This window comes from Stenotrophomonas sp. YJH_SMC_81, assembly GCF_059370875.1.
Window position 1 is genome coordinate 386,179 of the sequence record NZ_JCAFUB010000003.1, and the last position, 16,268, is coordinate 402,446.

Annotated in this window: 14 protein-coding genes; 5 read left to right on the top strand and 9 right to left on the bottom strand. The window is 66.0% G+C overall.

Annotated elements, in window-relative coordinates; genetic code table 11:
* Positions 1-3: 3 nt before the first annotated feature.
* Genes mnmA through AC5P8U_RS08240 form a run of 3 tightly spaced genes read right to left on the bottom strand, consistent with a single transcriptional unit; the run spans position 4 to position 2,064 of the window.
* Complete coding sequence (gene mnmA / locus AC5P8U_RS08230) at positions 4-1,131, bottom strand: tRNA 2-thiouridine(34) synthase MnmA (RefSeq protein WP_072166978.1); 1,128 nt, start codon at positions 1,129-1,131, stop codon at positions 4-6.
* Positions 1,128-1,589, bottom strand: coding sequence for an NUDIX hydrolase (locus AC5P8U_RS08235; protein WP_072166979.1), 462 nt, complete (start codon positions 1,587-1,589; stop codon positions 1,128-1,130). Before AC5P8U_RS08235 ends, mnmA begins: the two co-directional genes overlap by 4 nt.
* Before the next feature lies 1 nt (position 1,590).
* Positions 1,591-2,064: a hypothetical protein gene (locus AC5P8U_RS08240; protein ID WP_005416476.1), complete on the bottom strand. Its 474-nt coding sequence runs from the start codon at positions 2,062-2,064 to the stop codon at positions 1,591-1,593.
* A gap of 112 nt (positions 2,065-2,176) precedes the next feature.
* Between AC5P8U_RS08240 and clpS the strand changes: the two genes are divergently transcribed.
* Positions 2,177-2,503 (top strand): ATP-dependent Clp protease adapter ClpS, encoded by a 327-nt coding sequence (gene clpS / locus AC5P8U_RS08245; protein ID WP_005416477.1) that lies wholly within the window; start codon positions 2,177-2,179, stop codon positions 2,501-2,503.
* A 175-nt stretch (positions 2,504-2,678) separates the two neighbouring features.
* Here the strand turns inward: clpS and AC5P8U_RS08250 are convergent, their stop codons facing one another.
* Positions 2,679-3,491 carry an APH(6) family putative aminoglycoside O-phosphotransferase gene (locus AC5P8U_RS08250; RefSeq protein ID WP_447896909.1) on the bottom strand — a complete coding sequence of 271 codons (813 nt, stop codon included), beginning with the start codon at positions 3,489-3,491 and terminating at the stop codon, positions 2,679-2,681.
* Positions 3,492-3,629: 138 nt separating this feature from the next.
* Between AC5P8U_RS08250 and clpA the strand changes: the two genes are divergently transcribed.
* Positions 3,630-5,915, top strand: coding sequence for an ATP-dependent Clp protease ATP-binding subunit ClpA (gene clpA / locus AC5P8U_RS08255; RefSeq protein WP_061478688.1), 2,286 nt, complete (start codon positions 3,630-3,632; stop codon positions 5,913-5,915).
* Positions 5,916-5,987: 72 nt separating this feature from the next.
* Here the strand turns inward: clpA and AC5P8U_RS08260 are convergent, their stop codons facing one another.
* The 4 genes from AC5P8U_RS08260 to AC5P8U_RS08275 all read right to left on the bottom strand — a co-directional run bounded on the left by AC5P8U_RS08260 (position 5,988) and on the right by AC5P8U_RS08275 (position 8,813).
* Positions 5,988-6,488 carry a hypothetical protein gene (locus AC5P8U_RS08260; protein ID WP_342365974.1) on the bottom strand — a complete coding sequence of 167 codons (501 nt, stop codon included), beginning with the start codon at positions 6,486-6,488 and terminating at the stop codon, positions 5,988-5,990.
* An 89-nt stretch (positions 6,489-6,577) separates the two neighbouring features.
* A complete protein-coding gene (gene infA, locus AC5P8U_RS08265) occupies positions 6,578-6,796 on the bottom strand; it encodes a translation initiation factor IF-1 (protein WP_005409596.1) in 219 nt (72 codons plus the stop codon).
* A gap of 86 nt (positions 6,797-6,882) precedes the next feature.
* On the bottom strand, positions 6,883-7,623 hold the full coding sequence (gene aat / locus AC5P8U_RS08270) for a leucyl/phenylalanyl-tRNA--protein transferase (RefSeq protein ID WP_188241057.1): 741 nt from the start codon (positions 7,621-7,623) through the stop codon (positions 6,883-6,885).
* Positions 7,624-7,688: 65 nt separating this feature from the next.
* Positions 7,689-8,813, bottom strand: coding sequence for a GNAT family N-acetyltransferase (locus AC5P8U_RS08275; RefSeq protein WP_188241056.1), 1,125 nt, complete (start codon positions 8,811-8,813; stop codon positions 7,689-7,691).
* A gap of 191 nt (positions 8,814-9,004) precedes the next feature.
* Between AC5P8U_RS08275 and AC5P8U_RS08280 the strand changes: the two genes are divergently transcribed.
* The gene (locus AC5P8U_RS08280; RefSeq protein WP_353080006.1) at positions 9,005-10,513 is read left to right on the top strand and encodes an N-acetylmuramoyl-L-alanine amidase family protein; all 1,509 of its coding nucleotides are present in this window, start codon (positions 9,005-9,007) and stop codon (positions 10,511-10,513) included.
* Positions 10,514-10,632: 119 nt separating this feature from the next.
* Here the strand turns inward: AC5P8U_RS08280 and trxB are convergent, their stop codons facing one another.
* Entirely contained in the window at positions 10,633-11,604 is a 972-nt protein-coding gene (trxB, locus tag AC5P8U_RS08285) for a thioredoxin-disulfide reductase (RefSeq protein ID WP_005416486.1), read from the bottom strand.
* A 233-nt stretch (positions 11,605-11,837) separates the two neighbouring features.
* On the opposite strand from trxB, the gene AC5P8U_RS08290 reads away from it, so the two are divergent.
* Both AC5P8U_RS08290 and AC5P8U_RS08295 read left to right on the top strand, forming a co-directional pair.
* Positions 11,838-14,198, top strand: coding sequence for a DNA translocase FtsK (locus AC5P8U_RS08290; protein ID WP_111104379.1), 2,361 nt, complete (start codon positions 11,838-11,840; stop codon positions 14,196-14,198).
* Positions 14,199-14,237: 39 nt separating this feature from the next.
* Positions 14,238-16,181, top strand: a complete 1,944-nt coding sequence (locus AC5P8U_RS08295) for a DUF3857 domain-containing protein (RefSeq protein ID WP_438914618.1) — start codon at positions 14,238-14,240, stop codon at positions 16,179-16,181.
* The last annotated feature ends 87 nt before the right edge of the window (positions 16,182-16,268 follow it).

Below are 16,268 nucleotides of genomic sequence, written 5' to 3' on the forward strand. Positions count from 1 at the left end.
ACCTCAAAAGGGGGAGGGGGTGGTGCGCAGGCGCTGTTCCAGCGGCGCATCGGTGGCGGCGATCACCGCGCCACCCAGGCACACATCACCGTCATACAGCACCAGCGATTGACCGGGGGTAACGGCGCGCTGCGGGCGCGCGAAGGTGACCAGCACGCTGCCATCGTCCAGCACGTTGACCGTACACGGCTCATCGGGCTGTCGGTAGCGGGTCTGGGCGGTGCATTCGAAGCGCCGCGCGGGTGGCGAGCCCGCGATCCAATGCGCCGGCTCCGAGCGCAGGCGCTCGGACAGCATCCATGGGCTGTCGCGGTCCTGGTCGACGTACAGCACGTTGTTGGCCACATCCTTGCCGACCACGTACCACGGTGCGGCCGGGCGGCCGCGTACGCCGCCGATGTTCAGGCCCTCGCGCTGGCCCAGGGTGAAATAGAACACGCCCGGATGTTCGGCGATCACGCTGCCGTCGGCCGGGTCGAGGATCTGGCCGGGCCTGGCCGGCAGGTAGCGGCCGAGGAACTCGCGGAAATCCCGCTCGCCGATGAAGCAGATGCCGGTGGAGTCCTTCTTGGCATGGGTCGGCAGGCCGACGTCGCGCGCAATCCGGCGCAGGTCGGTCTTCTCCAGGTCGCCGATCGGGAACAGGGTGGCCGCCAGCTGCTCCTGGCCCAGCTGGTGCAGGAAGTAGCTCTGGTCCTTGGAACGGTCGGCGCCGCGCAGCAGCAGCCACTGGTGGCCGCGCTGGGTCACCCGCGCGTAGTGGCCGGTGGCGATGCGCTCGGCGCCCAGCTCGCGGGCGGCATCCAGGAAATGCTTGAACTTCACCTCGCGGTTGCACAGCACGTCCGGGTTCGGCGTGCGGCCAGCGGCGTATTCGGCCAGGAAGTGCTCGAACACGCCCTGCCAGTACTCACTGGAAAAGTCCCGGAAGTGGAACGGGATACCGAGCAGGCCGCATACGGCGACCGCATCGCGGCGGTCATCCTCGGCGCGGCAGTCACCGCTGCCGTCGTCGGCCCAGTTCTGCATGAACAGGCCGGCCACGGCCTCGCCCTGCTGGACCAGGCGCCAGGCGGCGACCGAAGAGTCGACACCACCCGAGACGCCCACCACCACGCGCGGCGTGCTCATGCGACCTCCCGGACCAGCGAAAGCGGATGGCGCTGGCCACCCAGGTAATCCGCCACCACCTGCCAGACCAGCGGGCTGCGCTGGCGCTCACCGGCAGCCTGCAGCTCGGCCGGGGTCAGCCACAGCGCGCGGTCGATGCCGGTATCCAGCGGTTGGGCCGGGTCGTGCGAGACCGGGCGCGCTGCGTAGCAGAAGCGCAGGAAGGCGGTGCCGTCGCCGGCAGTCCACTGGTAGCAGCCGATGAAATGGGTCAGCTGCACGGTCCAGCCGGTTTCCTCCCGGGTCTCGCGCAGGGCTGCCTCGGCCAGGCTTTCGCCTGGCTCGAGGTGGCCGGCCGGCTGGTTCAGCACCTGGCGGCCTTCAATGGTCTCTTCGACCAGCAGCACGCGGCCGCCGTCAACCACTACCGTGGCGACGGTGGCGTGCGGTGCCCAGCGCGGGTCCGGCGTGGCGTTCAACTCAGAACTCGTCCTTCTTGGTCAGCTCCAGCTCCATCGCGTCGGCGGTGCGGATGGCCGCATCGATGGCGTCGCTGAGCTGGTCCGGGGTGGCATCGGCGTCGATCTTGACCACGAACATGGCGGTGGTGTCCTGCTTCACCCAGCCGCCCATCTTGGCGTCCTGCGAATCTTCCAGCAGGCGGTTGGCCACGGCCACCGGGAACTGCTTGGTCTTGGCGTTGTAGGCCGGCGACCAGATCTCGCGGATGTTGTGGCTGCCGAAATCCTCCACCGCCGATCGCACGTAGACCATCTGGGTGCGGTCACCCTCGACGTCGAAGACCATGCGGTAGTCGCCATCCTCGTCGACTTCGTAGGTATAGCCCAGCTTGTCCAGGTGGCGGGCCACGGACTTGTCGGCGCTGGTTGCGGCAGTGGCAGAGCCGGCAGCGGCCAGCGCGATCAGCAGGGCGGGAAGAAGGGTCCTTTTCATGAAGATCCTGTGAAACAGTGTTGGGAGAGGATGCAATTGTGACGGTGGGCGTGCGTGCCGTCCAATCTGCGGCGGGCCGACGCAGGCCTGCCCGAGCCCCTATAATGGACGGATGCCCCATGAGTCCTCCCCCGATTCCCAGCACGAGCACGGCGTTGCCGTAGAGCCCGCGCGCCCGGAAGTGGCGCCGCCACCGTTCTACCAGGTGATGCTGCTCAACGACGACTACACCCCGATGGATTTCGTGGTGGATGTGCTGCAGCAGTTCTTCAGCATGGACCTGGACAAGGCCACCCAGGTGATGCTGCACGTCCACACCCGCGGCCGCGGCGTCTGCGGTGTCTTCACCCGTGAAGTGGCGGAGACCAAGGTTGCCCAGGTCAACGAGTACTCGCGGATGAACCAGCATCCGCTGCTGTGCACGATGGAAAAGGCCTGACCGGCTGGCGATTCTCGTCCGGGCACAACGATCCCGGACCCAGTGTGCCCACCAAGGCGGGCACCTACCGAAGCAGAGGCCTGCGGAGCCGAGGCTGCGCTCGGCTGCTTTTCGTTCAGATGTTCCGCATTCCCGGAAGCACAGTCGAGCATGGGCTCGGCTCTACAGGTCGAGATCACCCCGCCGCCAGCGCCTCCAGCGCCATCCGCGCCACGGCCTCGTCGACCTCGGCAGGGTCGCCATCATCCCTGAACCATACCGCCGACAGCCCCGCACTCGCCGCGATCCAGCGCAGCAGGCGCGTACGTTCCAGGCCGGCCAGCGCAGTGACCTGTTCCAGCCGTGCGGCAAACCGCTCGGGCCGCGTCGCAACGTGGATGCCCGGGCCGCAGAGATCCCGGTTGCTGAACAGCGTCGTGTAATCGAACGCACGGTCGCCCAGCAGCCGCTTCGGGTCGATCGCCAGCCAGCCGCGCGCGCCGAAATCCAGCACGTTGTCGTGGTGCAGGTCGCCGTGCAGCGGCCGGATCTCCTGTTCGTCACGCAGCAGCCCCTCCGCCAGTGATCTGCACTGTTCCAGCAGTGGCGGCAGCGCGGCCCTTGGCTGCAGCAGATCGGCGAACCATGTACGCAGGCAGACCAGTTCCGCTGGCGGCGCGCTCCGTGGCCGGTGCAGCCGTTGCAGGACCTGGCACAGGATCGTGGTGCAGGCCTCATCGTCGCCCTCGATCGAGCGTTGCCGCAGCGAGTCGCCGCCGGCACGTTCGATCAGGATCGCCGGCCCGGCGTGGGCCAGCAGGCGGGCAGCGCCATCGCCGTCCCACCAGCGCAGCAGGCGATGGCTGTTCTGCTCCTCCGCTTCGCTGCTGATCTTCAGCATCGCCGGCTCGCCGGCAGCGGTCAGCACCGGCCAGAGCCGGGCGTGAGGTGTTTCGATGGCCGGGCCATCACGCCGCAATCGCCAGCGGCTCAGGTAGGGTTCGCTCATGCCGATTGAGGTCTTCTGGAGTGAACGAAGATCAAGCGTTCTGCAGTGCTAACGCCATCTGAACGCAGCAATCCGCTAGGGTGATGGAAATCGCGTAGTCAGGCCGCATATTGTTCCCATCTGCCGCCGGAGTAATCCATGTTCAGCAAAGACCTCGAACACACCATCGGCCAGTGCTACAAGCGCGCCCGTGAGGCCCGGCATGAGTTCATGACGGTCGAACACCTGCTGTTGGCACTGCTCGACAACCCGTCCGCCCAGGCCGTACTGAAGGCCTGTGGTGCCGACGCCGAACGCCTGCGCCAGGAGCTGGAGCAGGCCATCGAGGCCTCGGTGTCCCGCCTGGCCGAAGATGACGGCCGTGACACCCAGCCGACCCTGGGCTTCCAGCGGGTGCTGCAGCGGGCCGTGTACCACGTGCAGTCCTCGGGCAAGAAGGAGGTCACCGGCGCCAACGTGCTGGTCGCCATCTTCGGCGAAAAGGACTCCCACGCCGTCTACTACCTCAACCAGCAGGACGTGACCCGGCTGGATGTGGTCAATTACCTGTCCCACGGCATCGCCAAGCTGGGCGAGGAAGGCGAGCAGCCGTCCTCCTCCTCCGACGGCGAGGGCCGCATGGAAGGCGGGGAGGGCGAGCCGAAGGGCGATGCCCTGACCGAATTCGCCAGCAACCTCAACGAACAGGCCCGGTCCGGCCGCATCGATCCCCTGGTCGGTCGTGGCGACGAGATCGAGCGCACCATCCAGGTCCTGTGCCGCCGCCGCAAGAACAACCCGCTGTACGTGGGCGAGGCCGGCGTGGGCAAGACCGCCATCGCCGAGGGCCTGGCCCGCCGCATCGTCGAGGGCTCGGTACCCGACGTGCTGGCCGACGCGGTGATCTACTCGCTCGACCTGGGTGCGCTGGTGGCCGGCACCAAGTACCGCGGCGACTTCGAGAAGCGGCTGAAGGGTGTGTTGACCGCGCTGAAGAAGGTGCCCAACGCAGTGCTGTTCATCGACGAGATCCACACCATCATCGGCGCCGGCTCGGCGTCGGGCGGCACCATGGATGCGTCCAACCTGATCAAGCCGGCGCTGGCCTCCGGCGAGCTGCGCTGCATCGGTTCGACCACTTTCCAGGAATACCGCGGCATCTTCGAGAAGGACCGGGCACTGGCCCGCCGCTTCCAGAAGATCGATATCGTCGAGCCTACCGTGGGCGAGACCTACGAGATCCTGCAGGGCCTGAAGTCCAAGTACGAGCTGCACCACAGCGTGACCTATTCGGATGAAGCGCTGCAGGCTGCGGTGGACCTGTCGGTGAAGCACATCGGCGACCGCCTGCTGCCGGACAAGGCCATCGACGTGATCGACGAGGCCGGTGCCCGCCAGCGCCTGCTGCCGGAAGGCCAGCGCAAGGAGCTGATCGACGTCGAGGAAGTGGAGGCGATCGTCGCCAAGATGGCGCGCATCCCGACCAAGCAGGTCAGTGCCACCGACAAGGATGTGCTGCAGCACCTGGAGCGCAACCTGAAGATGGTGATCTTCGGGCAGGATCCGGCCATCGAGACGCTGTCCTCGGCAATCAAGCTGGCCCGCTCGGGCCTGGGCAACCCGGAGAAGCCGATCGGCAACTTCCTGTTCGCCGGCCCGACCGGTGTCGGCAAGACCGAGGTGACCAAGCAGCTGGCGCTGCAGCTGGGCATCGAGCTGGTCCGCTTCGACATGTCCGAGTACATGGAGCCGCATTCGATCAGCCGCCTGATCGGTGCCCCTCCGGGCTACGTCGGCTTCGACCAGGGTGGCCTGCTGACCGAGAAGATCGTCAAGACGCCGCACTGCGTGCTGCTGCTGGACGAAATCGAGAAGGCGCACCCGGACATCTTCAACATCCTGTTGCAGGTGATGGACCGCGGCGTGCTGACCGATACCAACGGTCGTGAGGCCAACTTCAAGAACGTGGTGCTGGTGATGACCACCAATGCCGGCGCGGCGCAGGCCTCGCGGCGCTCGATCGGCTTCACCAAGCAGGACCACGCCACCGACGCGATGGAGACCATCCGCCGCAGCTTCACCCCGGAATTCCGCAACCGCCTCGATGCGGTGGTGCAGTTCCAGGCGCTGGGCTTCGAGCACATCCTGCGCGTGGTCGACAAGTTCCTGATCGAGCTGGAGATGCTGCTGCAGGACAAGCACGTCAGCCTTTCGGCCACGCCAACCGCGCGCGACTGGCTGGCCCACCACGGCTTCGACCCGCTGATGGGGGCGCGTCCGATGGCCCGCGTGATCCAGGACAGGATCAAGCGTCCGCTGGCCGACGAGCTGCTGTTCGGCAAGCTGGTCAACGGCGGCAAGGTGAGCATCGATGTGCGCGACGACGAGCTGGTGGTCGAAACCCAGGCCGAACCGGAGCGCCTGCTGCCGGTCACCGTGGAATGAACTGACCCCCGGCCGGTTTCGGCGGACCTGAAATGACAAGGGCGGCTTCGGCCGCCCTTGTTGTACGCGACGTCAGCGGCTGCGCTGGCGGGCTTTCTTCTTGAAGGTTGCCTCGTCAACTGGTTCGATCTGCGACACGATGCAGCGGCTGGAATCGGTGTTCAGCTGGCTGCGGCCGGCAGCGCACAGCAGGCCCTGCTGGCCGTCCGTGGCGAAGCTCAGTTTCCGCGAGTAGCCTGCCGCCGAGCAGTCGTCCTGGAAATGCACGAGGTAGTGGTCCTGGCCATTGCGCAGCAGGATGTTGCGCGAGGCGCCGGCGCGCACCAGTTGCTGGTCGCTGCCCAGTTGGATGCAGTCAGCGGCGTTCGCCGCAGCGGGGGCATCGGCGGCGTGCGCAGGCAGCGCGCTGGCGGACACGGCAAGGGCGACGAGCAGAGCGGTCAGCGGGAGCATGTTCATGGCAGGGCAGGGGGGTGGCGGTCCGGACTGGACCGGGTCCCACGATGCTGCTACGGATGCAGATGCGAATCTGCCGCAAGCAGGGCTGACCGACGTCACGGTGAGTTCGGTCACGATGACCTCCGGCAGGGCCGGATGGCAGGCATGACAAAAGGCCAGCAACCAGGGCTGGCCTTGTCGAAGTGGCGCAGCGCGCCGACCGCTTACTTCATGCGGTAGGTGATACGACCCTTGGTCAGGTCGTACGGGGTCATTTCAACCTTGACCCGGTCACCGGTGAGGATGCGGATGTAGTTCTTGCGCATGCGGCCGGAGATGTGGGCGATGATTTCGTGCCCATTTTCCAGACGAACGCGGAAAGTGGTGTTCGGCAGCGTCTCGCTGACGGTGCCCTCGAACTCGATGGAATCGTCTTTCGACATGTAGTCCTGTGCGGTTCAGAAAACGGCCACGCTGGGCCTAAGGCGCGGTATTTTACGCGTGACCGGCCCAGCTTGCAAAGTTTGTGTTAACCGCCGGCCAAATGCCGGGCTGGCAAGCGTCCGACGGCCTGTGTCCACGAGCCTTCACGGCCGTCATGGCGCACGGCCTGGCGCACGTGCTGCAGGAATTCCGAGCGCGGCAGGTGTTCGGCGCCCATCCGCAGCAGGTGCGGATTTTCCACCTGGGCGTCGATCAGCTCCCAGCCCCAGCCGTGAATCGTGGACGCCAGTGCCGCCAGCGCGATCTTGGAACCCCCGCTGGCGCCGCTGAACATGCTCTCGCCGAAGAACATCGACCCGATGGCCACTCCGTAGATGCCGCCGACCAGCGACTGACGGTCCCAGACTTCGAACGAATGGGCGAAGCCGAGATCGTGCAACTGGCTGTAGGCCTCGACCATCGCCGGGCTGATCCAGGTGCCGTCCTGGCCGGGCCGAGGTGCCGCCGCACAGGCGCGCATCACCTGGCTGAAGGCGGTGTCGGCGGTGACCTCCCACGTGCTACCGCGCAGCTGGCGGCGGAAGCGGCTGGACAGGTGCACGCCATCGGTGCGGAACACCATTCGCGGATCAGGCGACCACCACAGGATCGGCTCGCCCTCGCTGAACCACGGAAAGATGCCGCCGGCGTAGGCGTTGAGCAGGCGCGCTGGATGCAGGTCACCACCCACCGCGAGCAGGCCGTCGGGCTGGTGCAGGGCGGTCTCGGCCGGAGGGAAGGGCGCGTCCGGCGCATCGGCCAGGCGCCAGGGCAGCTGACGGGTCATGCCGGCATTGTAGTCGTCGCGGCCCCGCGCGAATGCCGCGGTAGATGCCAACCCTGGTTGGCTGGTCACCCGTCCGCGCGAAATGGGCTGTGCCCCAGCAGCTCCTGCCGGTACCGCCGCACATCGCGCCGCTCCTGCCGGCACCACTCCTGCAACGCCTCGGCGAAATCCGCGTCGGCCACCCAATGCCGACTGCGCACCAGTGCTGGCAGGAAGCCGCGCGCCAGTTTGTGCTCGCCCTGGGCGCCCGGCTCGAAACGGCTCAGGCCTTCGCGCAGGCAGTATTCGATGCCCTGGTAGTAGCAGGCTTCGAAATGCAGGCCGGGCAATGTGGCGCCGCCCCAGTAGCGACCGTACAGCGTGTCACCACCGCGCAGGCAAAGTGCGCCGGCAATCGGCTGGCCTTCCTGCTCGGCCAGGAACAGCACCAGCCCGCGTCCCAATGAAATGGCCAGATGGCGCAGGAAGGCCTCGGTCAGCGCCGGGGCATTGCCGTACTCAAGGAAGGTCTGCAGGTAGAAGCGGTACATCGCCTGCAGGTCGGCGCGGCTGGCGTCGTCGCCATGCACCACGCGGAAGGTGATGCCCTGGCGGGTGACCTTGGCCCGTTCCTGGCGGATGTTCTTCCGATGCTTGTGGTTCATCGCACCGAGGAACTGCTCGAATGTCGCCCAGTCACCCGGGTTCTGCCACTGGAACTGCACGTCCTCGCGCAGCAGCCAGTCATCGCCGAACAGGGCCTCGTCCACTGCGGTGTGGAAGTTGATATGGGCCGATGACACCTCCAGTGCTGGCAGTGCGTCGCGCAACGCCGACAGCAGCGTGGTGCGCTCTGAATCGTGACGGGCCAGCAGGCGCGGCCCGGTGACCGGCGAGTACGGCACCGCGCCCAGCCATTTCGGGTAGTAGTCGCGGCCATGCCGGGCATAGGCGTTGGCCCAGGCATGGTCGAACACGAATTCGCCGTGGGAGTTGGTCTTCAGGTAGCCCGGAATGGCGCCGATCAGGCGCTCGCCCTCCCAAAGCGTGAAGTGCCGGGGTTGCCAGCCCCAGTCCTCGCGCAGGCAGCCGTGCTGTTCCAGGCCTGAGAGGAAGGCGTGGCTGACGAACGGATTCTGGCCGTCGTGCAGGGCGTCCCAGTCGGTGGCGGGAATGGACTGCAGGGAGTCGAGGAAGCGGGCGGAGGGCATGGTTGGCAAGGATAGGCCAGGTGGATCGCGAACGGTGCTGGCGGGGCTGGGTTGGTTTGTTCCGGTTGGGGATGAGGAAAGTTTGAATTGTCCATCCGTGTGCGCTGGGTTGCGGAATGCCTGAATTCGAAAGGACAGAGTGAGCTGCGCCGCTGGAGCGGTGCATTCACTCTTTGCATGGAGTAGCCAAAATGAACCAGAAGCTTCGCCTTGGATCCCTTTCTGTTCTGCTGTCTCTTGTGGGCGGCGGACTGTTGATCAGCCCCGCGCAGGCCGTTGACGCTCCTCGTGCGGTGGAGCAGGACACTGGGCTCGACATCCTCTTGACCCAGAAGGCGCGCGACATTCTGGAGAGCGTTCGTCTTGTAGATGGCCAGGCGCGGAGTCGCCGGGTTGAGGTATCAGCAGATATCGCCAACGGTGTAGTGACCGTGGCGCTGGATCGGGTCTTCCTTCCTGCCGATTACGGGCCGTCGTTCGAGGATCAGCGAAGCGAGATCAGTTTTGGACTACTGCATTGGGCCGAGCAGGCGGCTCCGTTCAGTCGTGTCGTTTTTCTGTATGACGGGAAAGAGATCGAATACTACTTTCCTGAGATAAAGGCTGCGGACGATGCGGCGCGGGAAGCGGGGGAAGCGCTGCGGCGGACGCGTGGAACGCCTGGGTCCGGGATGGCGTTTGTCGCAGCCGGGCATGGGTATTTCTACAGCTACAAGGACAACCGGTGGGTGACCTCAAGGGATGAATGGAATGGCGTCTCGGAGGGGCTGTTGACTCCGTCGTACGCCGCGGACCTGAAGGCGATGATCGAGCAAAGGAGTCAAATGCCTGTCATCCGCCCGCGCGTTCAGATCACGGGAACGACTCATCCTCCGAGTGGTGAGGAGTGGTGGACCATAGCTGCGCGCTACGCGATTGCCGAGCAGTATCCGGCCGAGACAAAGATATGGAACACGTACGCAGGCAGTACGCTTTGGGATCGGGAGGAGCGTGAAGACATCAACAGTCGGCCGCTTCTCGCAAACCACCACGGAGCTGAGGTGGCGATTCATCTGCACAGCAATGGAGAACCCTCGGGGGCCGCGCGCGGTACTCGTGTGATCGTGCAACCTGGTAGGCCGATGGATGCTGCTCTTGCAGAGAGTGTCCTGTGCTCGATGAAGGAGCTGATTCACTCGCTACCTGAGTATGCGGCATTCACCGTGGCTCCCGCTCCGCACGCGCTGAACAAGGGGGAGAACCGAGAGGCGCACATGCCATCGATCATCGTAGAGACGGCGTTTCACACGAATCCGGATGATGCCAAGGCGCTGCAGGACCCCGTCTTCCGCTCGGCGTCGATGAAAGGGGTGGAGAAGGGCTATCGCCTGTGGGTATCAGGAAAGACCTGCGAGCCCCTGGCATTGCATCCGGTGCCGGATACCGACGTGCCGATCCAAGCGGCCCGGGACATTGAACTTGGATATGCCGGGAATCCCCAGTATCCGGTGTCGGTTGAGCTCTCGCTGGCGTCCTGTTCGGAGGAAGGCGCGTGCACGCCATCGGCGACGACGTTCGATGACCCTGCCAAACCGCTGACCATCAATCTCGCCTGCAATGGCCCAGACCCGGGTGTCGCGCGCTGGATTGCTGTACTGCGCGACGCGGATGGCGTTGCCACGGCACCGGTCGAGTTCTCGCAGGCGTGCGTACGGGCGTGAGGGCAGGCTTCGGTCTGCCAGGCATGGCCTGGCACTACTGAAAGCACAAAGGCCGACGCTTTCGCGTCGACCTTGCCTGAGTCGAGCATGGCTCGACTCTACAGAGCATAACCAGCGCTTCAGCTGGCCTTCCCCTGCGCGTCCAGGTAGCGCTCGGCGTCCAGCGCGGCCATGCAGCCGAAGCCGGCCGAGGTGATCGCCTGGCGGTAGTGCTGGTCGGCCACGTCGCCGGCGGCGAACACGCCTTCCACCGAGGTCTGGGTGGCGTTGCCGCCCAGGCCCGAGCGGATTTCCAGGTAGCCGTTGTTCATCGCCAGCTGGCCGTCGAACAGGGTCGTGTTCGGATGGTGGCCGATGGCCACGAAGAAGCCGTGGGCGTCGATGTCGCGGGTGCTGCCGTCCAAGGTGGACTTTACGCGCACGCCAGTCACGCCGGCATCGTTGCCCAGCACTTCCTCCACCTGGTGGTGCCAGACGGTCTCGATCTTGCCTTCGGCCACCTTCCTGAACAGCTTGTCCTGCATGATCTTTTCCGCCTTCAGGGTGTCGCGGCGGTGGACCAGGTAGACCTTGCGGGCGATGTTGGACAGGTACAGCGCCTCTTCCACGGCGGTATTGCCGCCGCCGACCACGACCACGTCCTGGTCGCGGTAGAAGAAGCCGTCACAGGTGGCGCAGGCGGAGACGCCGCGGCCCTTGAAGGTCTCTTCGGTCGGGATGCCCAGGTACTTGGCGGTGGCGCCAGTGGCGATGATCAGCGCGTCGCAGGTGTACTCGTGGCTGTCGCCGATCAGCTTGAACGGGCGCTGCGACAGGTCGGCGGTGTGGATATGGTCGAAGATGACCTCGGTTTCGAAGCGCTCGGCGTGCGCCTGCATGCGCGCCATCAGGTCCGGGCCCATCAGGCCGTGGGCGTCACCCGGCCAGTTGTCCACCTCGGTGGTGGTCATCAGCTGGCCACCCTGCTGCAGGCCGGTGATGACGACCGGCTTCAGGTTGGCACGGGCGGCGTAGACGGCGGCGGTCCAGCCGGCCGGTCCGGAACCGAGGATGACGAGGCGCTGGTGGCGGGAGGGCAGGCTGGTGCTCATGTAAACTCGCGAAAAGGTAGATGGGACAAGGCGCTGGCGATGTTTGCGCAGCATCCAAGGCAGGTCATAGAGTGGCGGCTGGGGCAGGGCGATTCAAGCGGATGAACAGAACGCCGTCATCCAACGGTGGTTCCGGGCCTCGGATTGCCCTGTCGGGCGTCGCATAACTGAAAACTGACGCCGTCTCATTTATTATCAATCACTAACAGCGCATTCCAAAGGTATGGTCTAAGGTGGCGAAGCAGGTCCCCGAACGCTCCAAGTCCGACGACAGCAAGGCGTCACGTCGCACGGCCGCGGCGGCGGCGACCGACAATCCACGCCGCCAGCGCCTCTGGCGCGATCTGGGCCTGATCGCCATCGCGCCGGCCCTGCTGTACCTGGCGGCCAGTCTGTTCACCTATTCAGCCACGGATCCGGGCTGGTCGCATACCGGCAGCGTGGTCGCGCCGGTGCACAACCTGGGTGGCCGCGCCGGGGCCTGGATTGCCGACGTGCTGCTGCAGCTGTTCGGCTACATCGCTTTCCTGCTGCCGGTGGTGCTCGGCGCACTGGCGTGGATCGCCATGTTCGGCCTCAAGCGCGAGAGCAAGGGCGAGAACGATCTGGACCCGGCGCTGCGCCTGGTCGGCCTGGTCGGTTTCCTGATCGCCGGCACCGGCTTCCTGCATGTGCGCCTGTTCAGTGGCGATGTCGCCAGTGCCGGCGGCATCCTCGGCAAGCTGGTGGGTAATTCGCTCACGGTGGGCTTCGGCGCGCTGGGGGCGAACCTGTTCGTGCTGGTATTGCTGCTGGCCTCGATCACCCTGGCCACCGGGCTGTCCTGGTTCACGGTGATGGAGAAGATCGGCCGTGGCGTGATGTCGCTGGCGCCGTTGCTGGAACGCAAGAAGGAAGAAGTCACCGAGTGGAAGCAGACCCGGGTGATGCGCGAGGAGCGCCAGGAAGTGCGCAAGGCCGACGCCGAAGTGCGCGCCAAGCGCGAGCCGGTAAAGATCGAACCGCGCCCTGAGCCGGTGATCGAGAAGAGTGATCGTGCCAAGCGCGATACCCAGATTCCGATGTTCCGTGGCGTCAACGGCGATGGTTCCGACCTGCCGCCGCTGGCGCTGCTGGATGATCCCAAGCCGCAGCCGAAGGGCTACGACGAAGAAACGCTGGAAACGCTGTCGCGGCAGATCGAGTTCAAGCTGAAGGACTTCCGCATCGATGCGCAGGTGGTCGGCGCCAACCCTGGCCCGGTCATCACCCGCTTCGAGATCGAGCCGGCACCGGGCATCAAGGTCAGCCAGATCAGTTCGCTGGACAAGGACATCGCGCGCGGCCTGTCGGTGAAGTCGGTGCGCGTGGTCGACGTCATCCCGGGCAAGTCGGTCATCGGCCTGGAAATTCCCAACGTCACCCGCGAGATGATCTTCCTGTCCGAGCTGCTGCGCTCGAAGGAATATGACAAATCGGCCAGCGTGCTGACCCTGGCGCTGGGCAAGGACATCGCCGGCCGCCCGACCGTGGCCGACCTGGCGCGCATGCCGCACCTGCTGGTGGCCGGTACGACCGGTTCGGGCAAGTCGGTGGCGGTCAACGCGATGGTGTTGAGCCTGCTGTTCAAGGCCTCGCCGAAAGACCTGCGGATGCTGATGATCGACCCGAAGATGCTCGAGCTGAGCGTCTACCAGGGCATTCCGCACCTGCTGGCGCCGGTGGTTACCGACATGAAGGAGGCCGCCAACGGCCTGCGCTGGTGCGTGGCCGAGATGGAGCGCCGCTACAAGCTGATGAGCGCGGTGGGTGTGCGCAACCTGGCTGGCTTCAACAAGAAGGTGAAGGAAGCCCAGGACGCCGGCCAGCCGCTGATGGATCCGCTGTTCAAGCCGAACCCGGAGCTGGGCGAGGCGCCGCGTCCGCTGGAAACGCTGCCGTTCATCGTCATCTTCATCGACGAATTCGCCGACATGATGATGATCGTCGGCAAGAAGGTGGAAGAGCTGATCGCGCGCCTGGCACAGAAGGCGCGTGCGGCTGGCATCCACCTGATCCTGGCCACGCAGCGCCCGTCGGTCGATGTGATCACCGGCCTGATCAAGGCCAACATCCCGACCCGCATCGCCTTCCAGGTCAGCTCCAAGATCGACTCGCGCACCATTCTCGACCAGTCTGGCGCGGAGACCCTGCTGGGCCACGGCGACATGCTGTACCTGCCGCCGGGCACCGCGCTGCCCGAGCGCGTGCATGGTGCGTTCGTGTCCGACGACGAAGTACATCGCGTGGTCGAGCACCTCAAGGCGATGGGCCCGGCCGACTATGTCGACGGCGTGCTGGACGAAGTGCAGACGATGGGCGACGGCGTGGTCGTCGGCGCCACTGGCCTGCCCGAGACCAGTGCGGCCGGCGACGAGTCCGACCCGCTGTATGACGAAGCGCTGCGGGTGGTCACCGAGACCCGCCGTGCCTCGATTTCCGGCGTGCAGCGCCGGCTGAAGATCGGCTACAACCGTGCAGCGCGACTGATCGAGGCCATGGAAGCGGCCGGCGTGGTCAGCCCGCCCGAGCACAACGGCGACCGCACGGTGCTGGCACCGCCGCCGCCGAAGTAAGACCCGACGTATCCCCCACGACGTCCAAGGAACCGACGCATGCTTCACCCCGTACCAAGCGCGCTGGCGCTGGCGCTGGCTGCCCTGATGGCTGCCGGCCCGGCACTGGCAGAAACCGCCACCTCCGCGCCCGCCACGGCGCCGCCTTCCACCAGCGGCGATACCGAAGCCAGCAATAATTTCAGCATTGTCCGTTACCGCGCCGACTACCAGGTCCGGCCGGATGCGGGCAATGTGCAGACCGAAACCTACGAAGTCCTGCTCAAGACCAAGGCCTCGGTCGAGCAGTTCAGCCAGGTGCGGCTGAGCTACAGCGAGAAGATGGAAACGCTGGAGGTGCTTGGCGCCTACACCATCACTGCCGACGGCCAGCGCCGCGACGTTCCGGCCGACCGTATCTACACGCAGGAGAGCTACTCCAGCGCCTCGGCGGCGATGTATGCCGACCGCAAGGTGCGGGTGATCGTGTTCCCGAACCTGGCCCCGGGCACGCGCCTGTACTACCAGGTGCGTCGCACCCAGGCTACGCCGTACTTCCCGGGCTATTTCGGCCTGTGGGAGACCTTCAACGTGTTCACCGAGTACGAGGACGCCGAGGTCACCCTGAGTGCGCCGGCCAACCTGCCGATGTACGTGGACAGCCGCGGCGTGCAGGGCAGTGACCGGCCGACAGTGAAGAATGGCCAGGCGCAATGGCGCTGGCGCTACCAGCGCCGCGAGGCGATGCCGGCGCAGAACTGGTCGGCGGCGGGCTGGGAGTTCGGCCCGAACATCATGGCCAGCACGTATCGTGACTGGTCGCAGATGGGGCGCGCCTACCAGCTCAAGGCGGGCCCGGCGGCCGAGGTGACCCCGGCGCTGCAGGCGCTCGCTGATGAGATCACCGCCGGCATCAGCGACCGCCGCGAACAGGCTGATGCGCTGTATCGCTGGGTCGCGCAGAACATCCGCTATGTGGCGGTGTACCTGGGCAACGGCGGCCTGGAGCCGAACAGCGCGCAGAGCATCCTCGACAATCACTATGGTGACTGCAAGGACCACGTGACGATCCTCGAGGCGCTGCTGGCGGCCAAGGGTATCGCCAGCTCGCCGGTGCTGATCGGTGCGGGGGGCGGCCCGACGCTGCCGAAGATTCCGGTGCTGGGCCGCTTCAACCACGCCATCACCTATATCCCCGAGTTTGATCTTTACCTGGATTCGACCACCGCGTGGGCACGCTTCGGGCAGCTGCCGGAAGGTGACCTGGGTGCGCCGGTGATGCGTACCCGTGACGCCACGCTGGCGCGTACCCCGGCCAACACGCCGGAGCGCAATGCCACCTCGATGGAAGTGCGATTCACCTTCGACGCCAACGGCAACCTGCGCGGTGAGACGATTCCGAAGCTTGGCGAGAACGCCGAGATCGGCATGCGTGCGCAGTTCTCCCAGCTCAACGCGCAGAACCGTGCGCGCGCTGAAGAGCAGATCATGGCCTCGTCCGGTTTCGATGGGCGAGGGCAGCTGCAGATCCAGGGCGTGCCGGTCGACCTGACCCGGCCCTTCGGCTATCGCATGGCGTTCCAGGCCGAGGACTACGCCGATTTCAGCGTGGCCGGCGGCATGGCCGTGCCGGATCCGCCGGGCGGCGAGTCGGTACGTGGCTTGTACGCCACCGCCTCGGCGCCGGCCAACGAGACGCCGTTCTACTGCAATGCCAGCCTGCGCGAGGAAACCTATCGCCTGCAGTTCCCGGCCAATGCGCCGATCATCGCCATCCCGGCCAGCCAGCGTTTCGCCAACGCCGCCGGCGAGTACCGCGTGGACTGGAGCCGCGAGGGCCAGGACGTGATCGTGCACCACCGCTTGCGGCAGAACGCGGTGCGTGGGCCGGAGGCGCTGTGCCAGCCGCAGGACTACCCCGCGTTCCGCGCGCTGTACCGCGAAGTGCGTCGCGGCTTCCGCGGCCAGGTGCTGTACGGCAAGCTGCCGGCATCTGGCGGCTGAATCGCCGATGGACGTTCAGGGCGGCATAATGTCGCCCTGATCGGCCATTCATCTTTCTCCGGGCACACTGGCAACCACCTTTCCTGG